The organism is Sinorhizobium arboris LMG 14919, assembly GCF_000427465.1.
Taxonomy (GTDB): Bacteria; Pseudomonadota; Alphaproteobacteria; order Rhizobiales; family Rhizobiaceae; genus Sinorhizobium; species Sinorhizobium arboris.
On sequence record NZ_ATYB01000014.1, the window covers coordinates 3,613,560 to 3,627,645 of the forward strand.

At 64.5% G+C, this 14,086-nt stretch carries 16 protein-coding genes; 4 read left to right on the top strand and 12 right to left on the bottom strand.

Annotated features, from left to right (window positions below; genetic code table 11):
* Positions 1-59 precede the first annotated feature (59 nt).
* On the bottom strand, positions 60-746 hold the full coding sequence (locus SINAR_RS0128595; RefSeq protein ID WP_028002262.1) for a glutathione S-transferase family protein: 687 nt from the start codon (positions 744-746) through the stop codon (positions 60-62).
* 82 nt (positions 747-828) lie between these two features.
* On the opposite strand from SINAR_RS0128595, the gene SINAR_RS0128600 reads away from it, so the two are divergent.
* Positions 829-1,281 carry a MarR family winged helix-turn-helix transcriptional regulator gene (locus tag SINAR_RS0128600; RefSeq protein ID WP_028002263.1) on the top strand — a complete coding sequence of 151 codons (453 nt, stop codon included), beginning with the start codon at positions 829-831 and terminating at the stop codon, positions 1,279-1,281.
* A gap of 18 nt (positions 1,282-1,299) precedes the next feature.
* Here the strand turns inward: SINAR_RS0128600 and ybaK are convergent, their stop codons facing one another.
* The 4 genes from ybaK to SINAR_RS0128620 all read right to left on the bottom strand — a co-directional run bounded on the left by ybaK (position 1,300) and on the right by SINAR_RS0128620 (position 4,653).
* Positions 1,300-1,773, bottom strand: coding sequence for a Cys-tRNA(Pro) deacylase (gene ybaK / locus SINAR_RS0128605; protein ID WP_028002264.1), 474 nt, complete (start codon positions 1,771-1,773; stop codon positions 1,300-1,302).
* Between the two features lie 3 nt (positions 1,774-1,776).
* Positions 1,777-2,127: an ArsC family reductase gene (locus tag SINAR_RS0128610; RefSeq protein ID WP_028002265.1), complete on the bottom strand. Its 351-nt coding sequence runs from the start codon at positions 2,125-2,127 to the stop codon at positions 1,777-1,779.
* A 197-nt stretch (positions 2,128-2,324) separates the two neighbouring features.
* Positions 2,325-3,494, bottom strand: coding sequence for a tyrosine aminotransferase (gene tatA, locus SINAR_RS0128615; protein ID WP_028002266.1), 1,170 nt, complete (start codon positions 3,492-3,494; stop codon positions 2,325-2,327).
* Positions 3,495-3,591: 97 nt separating this feature from the next.
* Positions 3,592-4,653: a succinylglutamate desuccinylase/aspartoacylase family protein gene (locus tag SINAR_RS0128620; protein WP_028002267.1), complete on the bottom strand. Its 1,062-nt coding sequence runs from the start codon at positions 4,651-4,653 to the stop codon at positions 3,592-3,594.
* A gap of 153 nt (positions 4,654-4,806) precedes the next feature.
* On the opposite strand from SINAR_RS0128620, the gene SINAR_RS0128625 reads away from it, so the two are divergent.
* Both SINAR_RS0128625 and SINAR_RS0128630 read left to right on the top strand, forming a co-directional pair.
* On the top strand, positions 4,807-5,049 hold the full coding sequence (locus SINAR_RS0128625; RefSeq protein ID WP_028002268.1) for a type II toxin-antitoxin system Phd/YefM family antitoxin: 243 nt from the start codon (positions 4,807-4,809) through the stop codon (positions 5,047-5,049).
* A complete protein-coding gene (locus SINAR_RS0128630; protein ID WP_028002269.1) occupies positions 5,049-5,474 on the top strand; it encodes a type II toxin-antitoxin system VapC family toxin in 426 nt (141 codons plus the stop codon). The genes SINAR_RS0128625 and SINAR_RS0128630 overlap by 1 nt, the downstream gene beginning before the upstream one ends.
* Positions 5,475-5,545: 71 nt before the next feature.
* On the opposite strand, the gene guaA is transcribed toward SINAR_RS0128630, so the two are convergent.
* The 3 genes from guaA to SINAR_RS0128645 form a co-directional block, all read right to left on the bottom strand.
* On the bottom strand, positions 5,546-7,108 hold the full coding sequence (gene guaA, locus SINAR_RS0128635) for a glutamine-hydrolyzing GMP synthase (RefSeq protein ID WP_028002270.1): 1,563 nt from the start codon (positions 7,106-7,108) through the stop codon (positions 5,546-5,548).
* 106 nt (positions 7,109-7,214) lie between these two features.
* Positions 7,215-7,853: a 5'-methylthioadenosine/S-adenosylhomocysteine nucleosidase gene (locus SINAR_RS0128640; protein WP_028002271.1), complete on the bottom strand. Its 639-nt coding sequence runs from the start codon at positions 7,851-7,853 to the stop codon at positions 7,215-7,217.
* On the bottom strand, positions 7,850-8,236 hold the full coding sequence (locus tag SINAR_RS0128645; RefSeq protein ID WP_234710667.1) for a PaaI family thioesterase: 387 nt from the start codon (positions 8,234-8,236) through the stop codon (positions 7,850-7,852). The genes SINAR_RS0128640 and SINAR_RS0128645 overlap by 4 nt, the downstream gene beginning before the upstream one ends.
* Before the next feature lie 239 nt (positions 8,237-8,475).
* On the opposite strand from SINAR_RS0128645, the gene SINAR_RS0128650 reads away from it, so the two are divergent.
* On the top strand, positions 8,476-9,030 hold the full coding sequence (locus SINAR_RS0128650) for a GNAT family N-acetyltransferase (RefSeq protein ID WP_028002273.1): 555 nt from the start codon (positions 8,476-8,478) through the stop codon (positions 9,028-9,030).
* Here the strand turns inward: SINAR_RS0128650 and SINAR_RS0128655 are convergent.
* The 4 genes from SINAR_RS0128655 to SINAR_RS0128670 form a co-directional block, all read right to left on the bottom strand.
* On the bottom strand, positions 8,976-10,112 hold the full coding sequence (locus tag SINAR_RS0128655; protein ID WP_028002274.1) for a DUF1513 domain-containing protein: 1,137 nt from the start codon (positions 10,110-10,112) through the stop codon (positions 8,976-8,978). The genes SINAR_RS0128650 and SINAR_RS0128655 overlap by 55 nt on opposite strands.
* A 36-nt stretch (positions 10,113-10,148) precedes the next feature.
* The gene (locus SINAR_RS0128660; protein WP_028002275.1) at positions 10,149-11,138 is read right to left on the bottom strand and encodes a magnesium transporter CorA family protein; all 990 of its coding nucleotides are present in this window, start codon (positions 11,136-11,138) and stop codon (positions 10,149-10,151) included.
* A gap of 222 nt (positions 11,139-11,360) precedes the next feature.
* Positions 11,361-12,488, bottom strand: coding sequence for an imelysin family protein (locus SINAR_RS0128665; protein WP_028002276.1), 1,128 nt, complete (start codon positions 12,486-12,488; stop codon positions 11,361-11,363).
* Positions 12,488-14,038, bottom strand: coding sequence for a di-heme oxidoreductase family protein (locus SINAR_RS0128670; protein WP_028002277.1), 1,551 nt, complete (start codon positions 14,036-14,038; stop codon positions 12,488-12,490). The genes SINAR_RS0128665 and SINAR_RS0128670 overlap by 1 nt, the downstream gene beginning before the upstream one ends.
* Positions 14,039-14,086 lie beyond the last annotated feature (48 nt).

Consider the following 14,086-nt stretch of genomic DNA (forward strand, 5'->3'; position numbering starts at 1 on the left):
CTCGTCTTCTTGCGGATGTCAGCGGTTTTAGACCGGTTCCGCCGAAAACAGAAGCGCCTTCAGGCAGCCACCCGTCCCGCGTCGAGCAGAGCCGCCTCGTGCTTTTCGAGGAAAGCCATCAGCCGCTGCGGATAGTCCGCGCCGACCGCAGCTTTCACGCTCGGCCTCTCGGCCAGCGCCTCGCGCCAGGCGGTGACGCGCGGCAGGCCGTGAAAGATGCCGCTGTCGGAAATCGTGTCGAACAGGTCGAAATAGCGGAAGACCGGTGCGAAGACCGCGTCGACAAGGCTGAAGGCGCTGCCTGAAAAATAGGGACCGCTGCCGAGTTCCGCTTCGACGGTCGCGAACTTCGTCTTGAGCACGTCCCTCTTGGCTTCAAGCGTGCCGGCGTCCCGTGTGGTCTCGTAGACCCAGAGATCGGAGAGTACGGAGGAGCCGAACTCCATCCAGCCGCGATGGCGGGCCCGAGCCAGCGGATCGGCGGGATGCAGCTTCGGCCCGGCCTGTGTCTCCTCCAGATATTCGCAGATGACCGTGCTCTCGAAGAGGATCGCTTCGCCGCGATCCTGTGAAATGCGGAGCAGCGGCACCTTACCGAGCGGCGAGATCTTCAGGAACCAGTCGGGCTTGTTGGCGAGGTCGATATCGACGCGCTCGAAGGGCACGCCTTTTTCGCGGAGCGCAATCGCGGCACGCTGCACATAGGGGCAGAGATGGTGGCTGATAAGGGTGAGCTTCGCGGTCATCGGTCGTCTCCCGGCCTGTATTTAGATGCATATGCATATAACGTGGCTTGCCAAACGCGTCAATATAAATGTAATTGCATCTATGAGCGTGAAAAGGACGGATAGCAGCGAGCCGACCGCGGCCGCGACAGGGGCATGGATCGGTCTGATGCGGGCGCAGCGGCGCGCTTTTTCGGCCATCGAAAGGGACTTCAAGGCGGCGGGCCTGCCGCCGCTCGGCTGGTACGACGTGCTGTGGGAACTGGTGAAGGCCGAGGGCGGCCGTTTGCGCCCCTTCGAGATCGAAGCCCGCACGCTGTTTGCTCAATACAACCTGTCCCGCCTGATCGACCGGCTGGAGAAGGAAGGCCTCGTGCAGAGAGAGGCATTCGACGAGGACGCACGCGGCTGCTGGGTCGTCGTGACCGAGAAGGGCCGTGCCATGCGAGGGCGCATGTGGCAGACCTATGGGCCATCGATCGCGCGTCACGTCGGCGCAAAGCTCAGCGAAGAGGAGGCAAGCGCGCTTGCCTCTCTGCTTTCAAGGCTCGGCTGACACTCCCTCTTGAGGAAATCAGGCGATGAGAGACGCGGCAACCGCACTCAATGCGGCTTGCGCATCCCTGGGCGCAAGCCGCACCTGCAGGCCACGCTGCCCGCCATTGATGAAGACCAGCGCTTCGGCAAGCGCCGCTTCCTCCATCGCGGTCGGGACCGTCTTTCTTTGCCCGAAGGGGCTGATGCCGCCGACGTGATAGCCGGTGAGCCGCTCCGCGTCTGCCGGTTTCATCATGCTCGCCGACTTGCCGCCGAAGGCTGCGGCGAGCTTCTTCATGCTCACCTCCCGGTCCGAGGGCACGATGCAGCAGACCGGCTTGCCGTCCACCTCGGCCATCAGCGTCTTCAGCACGCGGGAAGGGTCCTCGCCGAGTGCCTCCGCCGCCTGCAGCCCGACGCGTTCGGCGCCGGGATCATAGTCATAGCTGTGAACGGTGAAAATGACGCCGGCCTTTGCGAGGGCCTGCGTCGCCCGGGTCGTCTTGGACATGGCCTACGCCCCGAATTCGGCTTCGTAGAGTTCCGGCTTGAAGCCGACGAGCAGCTTGCCGTCCGTCTCGAGCACCGGGCGCTTGATCATCGACGGCTGCTCAAGCATCAGCGCGATCGCCTTGTCGGTCGTCAGGTCCCGCTTGTCGGCCTCATCCAGCTTGCGGAAGGTGGTGCCCGAACGGTTGAGCAGCGTCTCCCAACCGAGTTCGGCGCACCAGCGCTCGAGTTGCGCGCGATCGATGCCTTCGGCCTTGTAGTCGTGGAAATCGTAGGAAGTGCCGCGGCTGTCGAGCCAGTTCCGCGCCTTCTTCATCGTGTCGCAGTTCTTGATGCCGTAGATCGTAACCGTCATTGCCGAGTCTTCCCGTTCTTCCAGATGCGGGAAGACATAGCCGGGCGCTGAGCGTCGGAAAAGGCCCGGAGATAGGCTCAGAGCGGGATGAGGAAAAGTGTGTGCGGTTTTCCGCCCGCATCCCGCCCCAGCTTCTTGGAATCGATCGCGTCCATGCTTTTAGGTCGACCCGACCTAAAAGCATCGTGATCTGGAGATCAGAGACTGGTGAACTTGCCGGCAACCTCGGCGGCTTCCGCCGTCTTAAGCCCGGCGATGTTGATACGGCCGGATGCCGGCATATAGATGCCGTGCTCGGTTCTGAGCCGCATGACCTCCGCTTCGGAAAGCGGCAGCATGGAGAACATGCCTTCCTGTTCGGCGACTGCGCCGAGGCTTTGCCAGCGGGTGCGGAGTCCTTCGGCAAGCGACCGCCGCAGGCCGGTCATTCTGAGCCGCATCGTCTCCAGTTCCTTCGCCCAATCGCGCCTGAGTTCCGGGTCGTCAAGGATCGTCCGCACGACGGCTGCGCCGTGATCGGGCGGCATGGAATAGCTCGTGCGTGCGAGGCCCGCGAGGTTGGAGCGCACCCGGTCTGCCGATGCGGACGAAGTGGTGCGAGCGAAGATCGCGCCCGTCCGCTCGCGATAAAGCCCGAAGGATTTCGAGCAGGAGACCGCGACGAGCGCTTCCGGAACGACGCCGAGAAGATGCCTGAGGCCGGCGACATCCTGGTCCAGGCCGCGGCCGAACCCCTGATAGGCGAGGTCGACGAGCGGCAGCAGGCCGCGCTCTGCCGTCAGCGCGGCGATCTCCATCCATTGCGCATCGGTCAGGACGCCGCCGGTCGGGTTGTGGCAGCTTGCATGCAGCAGCACCGCGTCGCCGGGCGCAGCACCTTCCAGCGCGCTCACGAGGTTATCGAAGACGACCGCCTGCGACGGAATGTCGAAGAAGTCGTAGGTCGCGATATTGAGCCCGGCCGCCTTGAAGATCGGCGCGTGGTTCGGCCAGCTCGGCAGCCCGAGCCAGATGCCACGGCCGCCCATGCGCGCGATGAGGTCCGCCGCCAGGCGGAGCGCGCCGGAGCCGCCGGGCGTCTGCACGCCCGCAACATGGCTCCGCTCGACCGTGTCGCCGCCGACGAGCTCCCAGAGGCGATCGAGGAAGACGAGATCTCCTTCGGGGCCGACATAGGCCTTGCTGTCCTGTGTTTCGTAAAGCCGCTTCTCCGCCGCCTTGACGGCCCGGAAGATCGGCGTGCGTCCGGTCTCGTCGCGATAGACGCCAACGCCGAGGTCTACCTTTCCGGGGCGCTCATCCTTCCTGAACAGACCGATCAGGGCCAGCAAAGGATCGTCGGCTTGGCGGGCGAGGGCGTCGAACATCCGGTATTCCTCTTGGTGCAGTGGATCGGATCATAGTCGTTTCCCGCAGGCGGAAAGGCAAGCCGGTTCCACGCCTCGGCCGGTCGAAACGACAGGTTCAGGCCTCCAGCGTCCCCGGCTTTCGCGCCGCACGTGAAGGTTCGGCGCAGGCGATCTTCATCAGGTCGGACCGGCGGCGGGCGAGACGGGTGGAGACGCGCGTGACGATGAGCCCGTCCTGCGGCGCCCGGACCTCGACGGTGCCGCCCGGCACGCCGGGGCTGACCAGGACGGTCGCCAGCAGTTCTCCGGCCTCGACGCTGTCGCCGATATTGCGGTGGAAGAGGATCGCACCGGCCTCCGGTGCGCGGATCATCTCGATATTGTCGAGCGGCACGGCCTTGCCGGCGAAAACCGGAATGCCTGCGCCTGTATCTGCAACGACTCCGCGGCCGGCAAGAAAGCGAAACATGCCTTCGGCGTCCTTGCGCGCAATTTCCGGATAGACGTCGCGCGTGCCGCGCAGTTCCACCGTCACCGACAGGCGGCCGGGCAGGGCGGTCCTGCGCTCGCCTTCGCTCTCGTGCTTCCACGCATGGGCGACCGCTTCCTCGAAGGCCGAGCTTTGGCCGTCGGAGAGGAACACCGCCTCCATGTCCAGAGCCGCGGCAAGATCGGCTGCCTCCGGCCAGAAGGCCTCGTCGATATAGGCGTATTGCAGCCCCTCGTCGTCGCAATGAAGATCGAGGACGAGATCGGCGCCGAGCGCCATGTTGAGGAGATGCCGCTTCAATCGGTCCATGGCCGAATATCGGTCCGGCTCATCGAGCAGGCCGTCACGATCGCGAAGGGAGATCAGCGGAAAGTCGCGGTTGAAGTTGGTGCGCGAGCCGAGGTCGAAACGCCCCTGCAGCTCTCCGAAATGCGATTGCGCTGCGCCGATCGGGTTGGCCTGCGGAACGACGGTGATGTCGCCCAGGATAGCGCCGTCTTCATCCGCCCGGCGGAGCCTTTCAAGCAGGAAGTGCAGCAGCGCCGTGCCCGGCAGTTCGTTGGCATGGAGCGCCGCCTGAATATAGGTCCGCGGCGCCGTAGCACTTCTGCCCTTGAACCGGAACACCGGCAGCCGCCACTCGATGCCGGGCGTATCGCCGGCGATGATGATCTCGGAAATGTCCACAGTCTCTCCCCGCATTGCTCGGATCGTCAGCTTATCGGTTCTCGTACGCCTCTTCGCAAGGGCCAAGCCGTTGCGGTGGGCTCGACGGCGACATTCACTGGAATTCTTAAATTCAATGTTCTATATGACTATCTACATGGTCAGGAGCGCGACGTGGACGCAATCAAACTGGCAGATGCCAAGGCACATCTGAGCGACCTTGTCGATCGGGTCGAGGCGGGGGATACGATCGAAATCACCCGGCGTGGAAAGCCTGTCGCCCGGCTTACGGCCGTCGCCAGTCCGCGCAAGCGGATCGATGCAGCCCTGCTCCAGTCGCTTACGGAAACCATGCCGACACAGTCCGCCAGCGCCGCCGATCTGGTGCGTTCGATGCGGGATGACGATCGCTACTGATGCTCTATCTGGACACGTCGATGATCGTCGCGGCCCTTTTCAACGAGGCGATGACGCCACGCGTCCAGGGGTGGCTGGCGGAGCAGGATCCCGTTGAACTTCTGATAAGCGACTGGACCGTCACTGAGGTTTCCTCGGCCATGGCGATCAAGCTGCGGACCGGCCAGGTCGACCTGGAACAGCGCGCCGCGGCGCTTGCGATATTCAACAAGCTGGTGGCCGAGAGCCTGACCGTGCTGCCGGTGACGGGCGGACAGTTTCGGGCTGCCGCCAGGTTCGCCGATCAACACGCGCTCGGGCTTCGCGCCGGCGATGCGCTGCATCTTGCCGTGGCGTCGGAGCATGGCGCTACGGTTCACACACTCGATCGTCGACTTGCCGAGGCCGGGCCCGCGCTCGGCGTTCCAACGCGTCTTATGCTTTGATCGCGACTGTGTCCTGGCCGTCGTATGGCTAAGCCGGAGCCCTGCGCTAAGACTGCCGGTAGCCTCTTATCTCATTCCCACTCGATAGTGCCCGGCGGCTTCGAGGTGACGTCGTAGACGACGCGATTGATGCCGCGGACTTCGTTGATGATCCGGGTGGCCGCACGGCCGAGGAATTCCATGTCGTAATGGTAGAAGTCGGCAGTCATGCCGTCGACGGAGGTCACGGCGCGCAATGCGCAGACGAATTCATAGGTGCGCCCGTCGCCCATGACGCCGACCGTCTGCACGGGCAGCAGCACGGCGAAAGCCTGCCAGATGGCGTCGTAGAGGCCCGCTTTGCGGATCTCGTCGAGATAGATCGCATCGGCTTCGCGCAGGATTTCGAGCTTCTCGCGGGTAATCCCGCCGGGGCAGCGGATCGCAAGCCCGGGGCCGGGGAAGGGATGGCGGCCGATGAAGTTTTCGGGCAGGCCGAGTTCGCGGCCGAGCACCCGGACCTCGTCCTTGAAGAGCTCGCGCAGCGGCTCGACGAGCTGCATGTTCATGCGCTCCGGCAGGCCGCCGACATTGTGGTGCGACTTGATCGTCACCGAGGGGCCGCCGGTAAAGGAGACGCTTTCGATGACGTCCGGGTAAAGGGTGCCCTGGGCGAGGAAATCGGCGCCGCCGAGCTTCTTGGCTTCTTCCTCGAAGACCTCGATGAAGAGACGGCCGATTATCTTGCGCTTGGTCTCCGGATCGCTGACGCCTTCGAGCTCGCCGATGAAGCGATCGGAAGCGTCGATATGAAGCAGATGAAGGTTGTAGTGCTCCTTGAACATGGCGACGACATTCGCCGCCTCGTCCTTGCGCATCAGGCCATGGTCGACGAGGATGCAGGTAAGCTGGTCGCCGACCGCCTCGTGGATGAGGAGGGCTGCAACGGATGAATCGACGCCGCCGGAAAGCGCGCAGATCACCTTCTTGTCGCCGACCTGCTTGCGGATCGCCTCGACCGCCTTGGCGCGATAGGCCGACATCGTCCAGTCGCCCGTAATGCCGGCGACCTTGTGGACGAAGTTGGCGATGAGCTTCGCGCCATCAGGCGTATGCACCACTTCCGGATGGAACTGGACGGCATAGTATTTGCGCTTTTCATCGGCGATGAAGGCGAAGGGGGCGTTGGAAGAAGTCGCGACGACTTCGAAGCCTTCGGGCAATGCAGTGACCCGGTCGCCATGCGACATCCACACCTGGTGGCGCGAGCCGAGCGACCAGAGCCCGTCGAAGAGGGCGCAGTCCTTCTCCACTTCGAGGAAGGCCCGGCCGAATTCGCGGTGATGGCCGCTCTCGACCTTGCCGCCGAGCTGGGCGCACATGGTCTGCTGACCATAGCAGATGCCGAAGACCGGCAGACCGCTATCGAAGATGACGGAGGGTGCCCGAGGCGAACCGGTGTCGAGGGTCGAAGCCGGGCTGCCGGACAGGATCACGGCCTTCGGCTTCAGGCGACGGAAGCCTTCCTCGGCCGACTGGAACGGCACGATCTCGCAATAGACGCCGGATTCGCGCACCCGGCGGGCGATGAGCTGCGTCACCTGGCTGCCGAAATCGACGATGAGGACGGTATCGGGATGGGCTGTCTGGGTCATGGCGGGCCTTCAAACGGGCGTGTTCATGGCGAGCCTTTAATCAAACCCTGCTGCCGGCGCAACGATAACATTGCACCCGGACAATTAAGCACCCGCTACAGAAGGCTCAGAGCTGGATTTCTCCCTTTTCCAGCGCCGCTTCGAGCCGATCGACAGCATCGGCAAGCTTCTCGTCGATCACGTGCAGATACTCGATCCAGTCGCCGACATGCTTCAGCTCCGCCTTTCCGTCCGAGATGCCGCGCAGTCCCATGAGCGGCACGCCGAAAACCTGGCAGGCGCGCAGGACCGCGAAGGTCTCCATCTCGACCATGTCGGCGTCGATCGCCTGATAGGCCGTGCCGAAGACGATGTCGGCGCCGGTCGAAAGCCGCGCCTTCTTCACACCGGGAATGCTGAGCGGCAGTTCGACCACGGCCGGCAGATCGAGGAAGGGAGTTGCGCCCTTCTCGAAGCCGAGCGGCGAGGCGTCCATGTCGCGGTAGGCGACCGAGACCGCCTGGTAGATTTCGGTCTGTTCGAGAGTCGCGGAGCCGGCCGAGCCGAGCGACACGACGAGGTCCGGCAGGCTGCCCTTCCCATGAAGCTCCGCAAGCGCCCGGGTCACGCTGACGGCAGCTTCGACGGGACCGACGCCCGTCATCAGCGGGGCGATCCGTGCCTTGAGGCAAGGGCCGTACTCGGCATCCACGGCCATCACGTAAAGGATCTTTCTGGCGGCTACGGTCTTCAGCTCGAAACTCATCCCTCGATCCCCTGGCGTCCGCGCACCACCATCATCGTTCCGGTCATAGAAGCGATGAGCTTGGCGGGTCCGTCGGACCTGACCGCATAGGCCCGCCCGTCCGAAACGATGATCGTCGTGCCGGGCTTGGTCACCTCACCGCGAAAAAGGAAGCGTTCGCCGCGCCCGGGCGAGAGAAGATTGACCTTGAACTCGATCGTCAGCAGCGATGCCTCGGGGTCGAGTACCGAATAGCCCGCGTAGGTCCCCGCGGCATCGAGCGCGGCGGAGATCACGCCGGCATGAAGAAGACCGTGCTGCTGCGTCAGCTTGGCATCGAAAGGCAGCTCGATCTCGACCGTCCCCGGTTCGACGCGCGTGAGCTCGGCCCCGATCGTGCGCATCGCGGCCTGGCGCCTGAAGCTTTCCCGGATACGTTCGCGAAAATCGTAGTCCCCGCCGTCGTCCCTCAAGTGCAAAATCCCTGCGAATACGGGTCCGACCGCCCGCGTCGGCGCCGACAGTGGCATGCGTCGCGAAAGAGGACAAGCCTCGTCGGCGAGACAAGGAAGTACCGGCCACCTCACGCGCAAACGACAAGGGCAGACTTTCGCCGGGCGCGCCGCGTCCATATATCTTTGCAATGAGAAACATCAGGCGCATCGAAATCAGACCGGCCGTTCCCGACGATCTCATGATGATCGCATCGGTGCTGGTCAGCACTTGGCGTGCGACGTTTCGCGGCATCATCGCCGATGCCTATCTCGATGACATGACCGTCGAGGATCAGGCCATCCGGCACGCGCGGCGCATGCGTTTCCCGGGCGCCTTCATGATGGTCGCAGCCGATATGGCTGAAGGGCGGGTGATCGGCTTTGCAAACTACGGCAAGGCCCGGGGCATGCCGCCCGCTTTCGATCGAGAGCTGTACGAACTCTACCTCCTCCCGGAATTCCAAGGCGCCGGGCTCGGTTCTGCCCTGGTGCGCTGCGTCGCCGCCCATTGCCGCGAGACCGGGGGCTCGTCGCTCTTTGCGTGGGTGTTGAAGGACAATCCCAACAGGACGTTCTACGAGCGGCTCGGCGCCCGCGCGGTGGGCCAGGGCCGGGTCAGCGTCGGCAGGGAAAGCCTGGATCAGGTCGCCTATCGCTGGGACGACCTCGTGACGCTCTCGGATTTCGGGGACGCGTCGACCTGATCCCCAAGGCGGATGATGTGCTGGTCCCAGGCGACGGCACTCGCGCGCTCCGCGAACAGGCCGCCATAGGAGGAGACGGCGAAACCATGCTTCGCGGCGGCAACGCCAGCTGCGTCCGTTACCTGTTCCTCCCTGAGGACGGCGCCCGTATTTGCGTCCAGAGTGACGGCGACGCCGCCCTTGGGAGAAGTGAGGCCGACAAGTCCGTCGCGGCGGTTGACCGCGATGGCGCCGACATAATTGGCGAGCGCCGCCGTGGTGCGCTCCGGCAGGTCGATGAAGGTCAGGTCCTCGCCCTTGGCGAAGTGCCCCACAAGCGGCGGGAAATCGTTGCGCGCGCCTTCGTACTGGCAGGCGAACCAGACGCGTCCGTCGGCGCCGATGTCGACATGGCGGGTGGAAAGGCGATTGAGCTCCGGCGGCAGCGCATGCTTCTCGATAAGCGCCCCTGTCGCCGCGTCGATGAGGGCGAGACTCGGCTCCATGCGGTCGAGATTGAGCTTGGTGCGGCCGAAATCCGGATGGGTCTCGATGCCGCCATTGGCAACCGCGAGCGTTGAGCCGTCGGCGGCAAGCGTCATGTCGTGCGGACCGATGCCGTAAGTCGGAAATTCGTCGATCCGGATAAAGTTCTGGCGGCCGTCATAGATGCCGACCATGCCGCGATTGGCGGAAAAGTCGTTCTCGGTCGCATAGAGAAGCCGGCCATCGGCCGAAAAGCAGCCATGGCCGAAGAAATGGCGGCCCTCGGCGGAGGTGATGACGACCGGTTCGGCGGCGCCGTCCGTCGCAAAGATCATCGCATAGGTGCCCGGCCGCCGGGCGAAGGCGACCGCGCGCCGGCTTGCGGGGGAGAAGGCCATGCCGTGCGCGCGCGCCGGCAGCAGCCTGCGCTCCACGATCTCGCCTTCTTCCGTGAGCGTCGCGACGCCGTAGCTGCCGTCCGGCGCCATGAAAGCTGAGGCGAAGACGGCATCGGTCCTTTCGAGGGCAAAGCCGCCGCGGGGGGCAAGGGCCGCCACCCAGGCGGCACCCGCCATTTTAACGAAGCTGCGGCGGCAGATGAGGGTTGTGGTCTTCATGCGATTTCCTGCAACCGGCGAGGCGCTGCTCCATTATCACAGCCAGCCCCGGCGCTTGAAATAGAGAAACGGCAACAGGGCCGAGGCGACCATCAGCGCCAGCGCATAGGGATAGCCGAACCGCCAGGTGAGTTCCGGCATCACCTGGAAATTCATCCCGTAAATCGAGGCGACCAGCGTCGGCGGCAGAAACACGACGGCGGCGACCGAAAAGATCTTGATGATCTGGTTCTGCTCGAGATTGATGAGTCCCAGCGTCGCGTCGAGCAGGAAATTGATCTTGTTCGACAGGAACAGCGCGTGGTCTCCAAGCGAGGCCGCGTCGCGCTGGACGAGCTTTATTCTCTGCCGGCTCTCCTTGGCCGCCTTGCGTGGCCCGCTCCCCTCGAGAGCGACGTGATAGGCGACCAGCCTGCCTATGCTGACGAGGCTCTCGCGGATCACGGTCAACAGGTCGCCCTTCTGGCCGATCTGCTCGATCAGCGACTGCAGGTCGCGCGTCTTCTTGGTGGCGCTGGCGTTCGATTTGCGGAAGACCTCCCTTGAGATGGCATCGACGTCGTTGCCGGCGCGCTCCAGGGCATCGGCCGTACGGTCGATCATCGCTTCCAGCAGGCCGAACATGACGAGTTCCCCTGTTTCGCAAGCGGCGCCGTTCGGCTTCCGGATGCGGTTGGCATAGACCTGGAAAGGTTTCGCGTCGGCGTGGCGGACGGTCACCAGCGTCGTGCCCTTCAGAATGAAGGTCACGGGCACCTTCGCCGGGCAATCGCTGTCGAGTTTGGCGGTCGCCGTCATCGTCATGAACTCGGCGCCGTCCTCCTGGTACAGCCGGTCGGAAAGTTCGATCTCCTGCATCTCGTCACGAGTCGGGATGGCGAGGCCGAGGCGCTCCTCGACAAGGCGCGTTTCCTCGCTCGACGGGCTGAAGAGATCGAACCAGATCACCGGTTCCTGGCATGCCAGTCCGTCGAGCAGATCGACGAGCACAAGGCGGCTGTTCTGGCTTTTGTAGATGCGCAGCATTTCAGGGCTCCATGGGGCCGAGTCATCCGACCGGCGGAGCCCTGATCAAGTCAGGTCCGGACGGCCGTGAGCATGAAGGCTCGACTTCGACTGTCGGGGTTCATCTTGAGTTGATCCTTGTTGGTGAGACATGCCCGCCTCGGCGGCCATGGGAGTGCGCTTTGCTCCGAAATACCCGCCTTGTCAAGCACCGGGTTCCGCAGCACATTTCACGTTCGCGTGTCAGTCGCCGTCGGCGAAGGAGAAACCGGCGCCGAGCCCGATCGATCCGCCGAATTCGCGATTGAGCCGGTCGAGCAGGTCGGCGGCGTTGAGCGCGATGAAATCGAGCCTGGCGCGCTGCCTTTCGTCGGCAAGCGCTGCATCCACCGGGCCTTCCAGACGGTCGGCGGCGGCGATCAGAGCTTTGAAGAGGAAGTTGATCGAGCCGGCGATCGACCGGCTGTCAGCCGGCAGAAGGCGTTCCATGCCGGCCGTATTGAAGAGCTTTTGCAGGGCGCTGAAATTCGCGGAGATCGCCGGCATCGTGTTGAACGAGCGCCAGTAGATTGCAAGCTTCGGTCGACCTTTATCGGGCTTCCCGTCGACCATGCCGGCATAGAAGGGGCGCAGCCTCTGGTCCTTTATCATTTCGGCGCCGTGGACGAGGACGCCGAGAAGCTCGGTCGCGGCTTCCTTGTTGTCGCGGAAGAGCGGATTGCCAGGGCCTGGCTCCTTCCAGGCGGCCTGGATGCCGTCCGGCTTTTCCCATTGGGCAAGAAACTCGCCCGCGATGCTCCTCAGGTTTTCCGACACAGCGAGCCCATATCGGCAGCGAAAGCCGCCATCATCGCCGGAGAGGGCTTCCGCGCCGGTGCCGTAGAGTACGAATTCGAGCGCCCCGAGCCCCTGCACGGCAACGCTCTTCCCCTTGAGATTCTCTGCTTTGGTGGCGCTCTCATCCTTCCTGGCGAGGATTGCCTGCACCTGCTTCAAGCCCGTGCTTTTCCGGTCGGGATAGAAGAGGAAGCGCTCGAACCGATTCTGTTCGAGGGCCGGGCCGAGGCGGATGATCTCGATCGCGGACCACTTATCGACGACGTCCGAGAAGGCCGACCGGGCGGCTTTGAGGGTCGCCTCGGAGGGCGATGTGCAAAGCGTGGTGCTCGCTTCGGACAGGGTGTTCGTCGCCTCGGCAAGATCGCGATAGCCGGGAATGATGAAGCCGTCCACGGCCTGCGCCATCACGCCCGGCACCGCCGCCTCGTCAACGACGCGCGGGGAAAGCGTACCGCCTTCCTGCGCCGCCGCGGGCGCAGCGGGAAAGAACAGGCCAAGAATGAGGGGGATGCTCGCGAGGGGTAGGCGCATCAGAGGGACTCCAGGAATGCGATCAGGGCTTTGCGGTCGTCCTTCGGCATGGCGGCGAAGGCATTGCGTGCCTTCGCCGCTTCGCCGCCATGCCAGAGAACCGCTTCGGCCACGTTTCGGGCGCGTCCGTCATGGAGCAGAAAACTGTGCCCACTGACGGTCTTGGACAAGCCTATGCCCCAAAGCGGGGGAGTGCGCCATTCGCGGCCACTGGCCTCGCCGACCTGCTGGCCGTCGGCGAGGCCTTCGCCCATGTCGTGCAGGAGGAAGTCGGAATAGGGCCAGATGAGCTGAAACGCCTGCGCCTTGTGCGTGGCGTCCCGGCGGGTCACGAATTTCGGTGCATGGCAGGCGGCGCAGCCGGCTTCATGGAAGAGCCGTTTGCCCTTCAAGGTTTCCGGAAAGCTCGCCTTGCGGCGAGCAGGCACGGCAAGATTGGAGGAATAGAGCGTCACGAGGTCGAGCACCGGGTCGGGGGCTTCGACCGCTCCGAGCCGCGGCTGCACGCCGTCCGGCAGATCGAGGCAGCCCGTCTGGGCAGCCGTGCAATCGCCATGACTGCGGTCGAGATCGGAGGTGGAGATGCCGATATCGACGGCAAAGGCATCGGCGACCTGCTGGCGCACGGTCGGATTCTGCGCTTTCCAGCCGAAGCGGCCGAGGGTGACGAGGCCGGTCCGGCGCTCGCGCACGAGAGCCGGCCGTCCGCTGATGCCGTCGCCGTCGCGATCCTCCGGATCGGCGCGCGCCAGAATGTCGGCCTCGTGGATGGCCTCGATGAGACCGATGCCGATGATCGGCGAGGCGACGCGCGGCGACAGCGTCGTCGCCGCATCGACCGGCCCGTAGCCGGGATCGGCGATCGCATAATGCGGCTTGCGGAGCGCGACCGTTTCGCCGCCGGCAAGCGTCACCAGTTCTTCCGTATAGCTGATGCCGAGGCGGCCCTCGGCTGCAAGCCCCGGAACGGCGCTGTCCTGAAGCTGAGCACCGTAGACCGGGTCGGGAAAGTTGAGCCGTTCATGGGAAGTTATCTCCGCGCGCTCGGCGTCGTCGCGTGGGGCACGGGCGAGCCGAAGGAGCATCGACGTCGCGCCGACGGCTCCCTCGGGCGGACGGCCGCGCCCGTCACGGACATGACAGCTCTCGCAGGCCCTCGCATTGTAGAGCGGCCCCAGCCCGTCCGAGGCCTGCGTGGACGACGGCGAGGAAACCCATAGTTTTTCGAAGAGCGCCTTGCCGAGGTGAAAATTCTGTTCGTCCTCGAAGGAGAGGTTGGCGGAGGCGTGCGAAAAGACCCTCCGGTCGGGGGGTGCGGGCGTCGTCGCAGCGCCGCCCGGCATCGACTCGAATGGCTCGGCCTTGGAAAAATCCGCGGTTTGGCGCGTGACCGTCAGGACGCGCTCGAGGTCATGGGCGGAAAGGTCGTCGCGAACAGGCGCGCATCCGACACCCGCCTTTTCCGCGATACCGCCATCGCGCGACGCCGCGGGGACGAGGCCAATGAGCGCTGCAATGGTTAGCGCCAGAAAGCGGGCGATCATTCTCATCGGGGAGGGCCGGGCCGCCACCTATCGGTCGCGGCCCGCCTTTTCAGC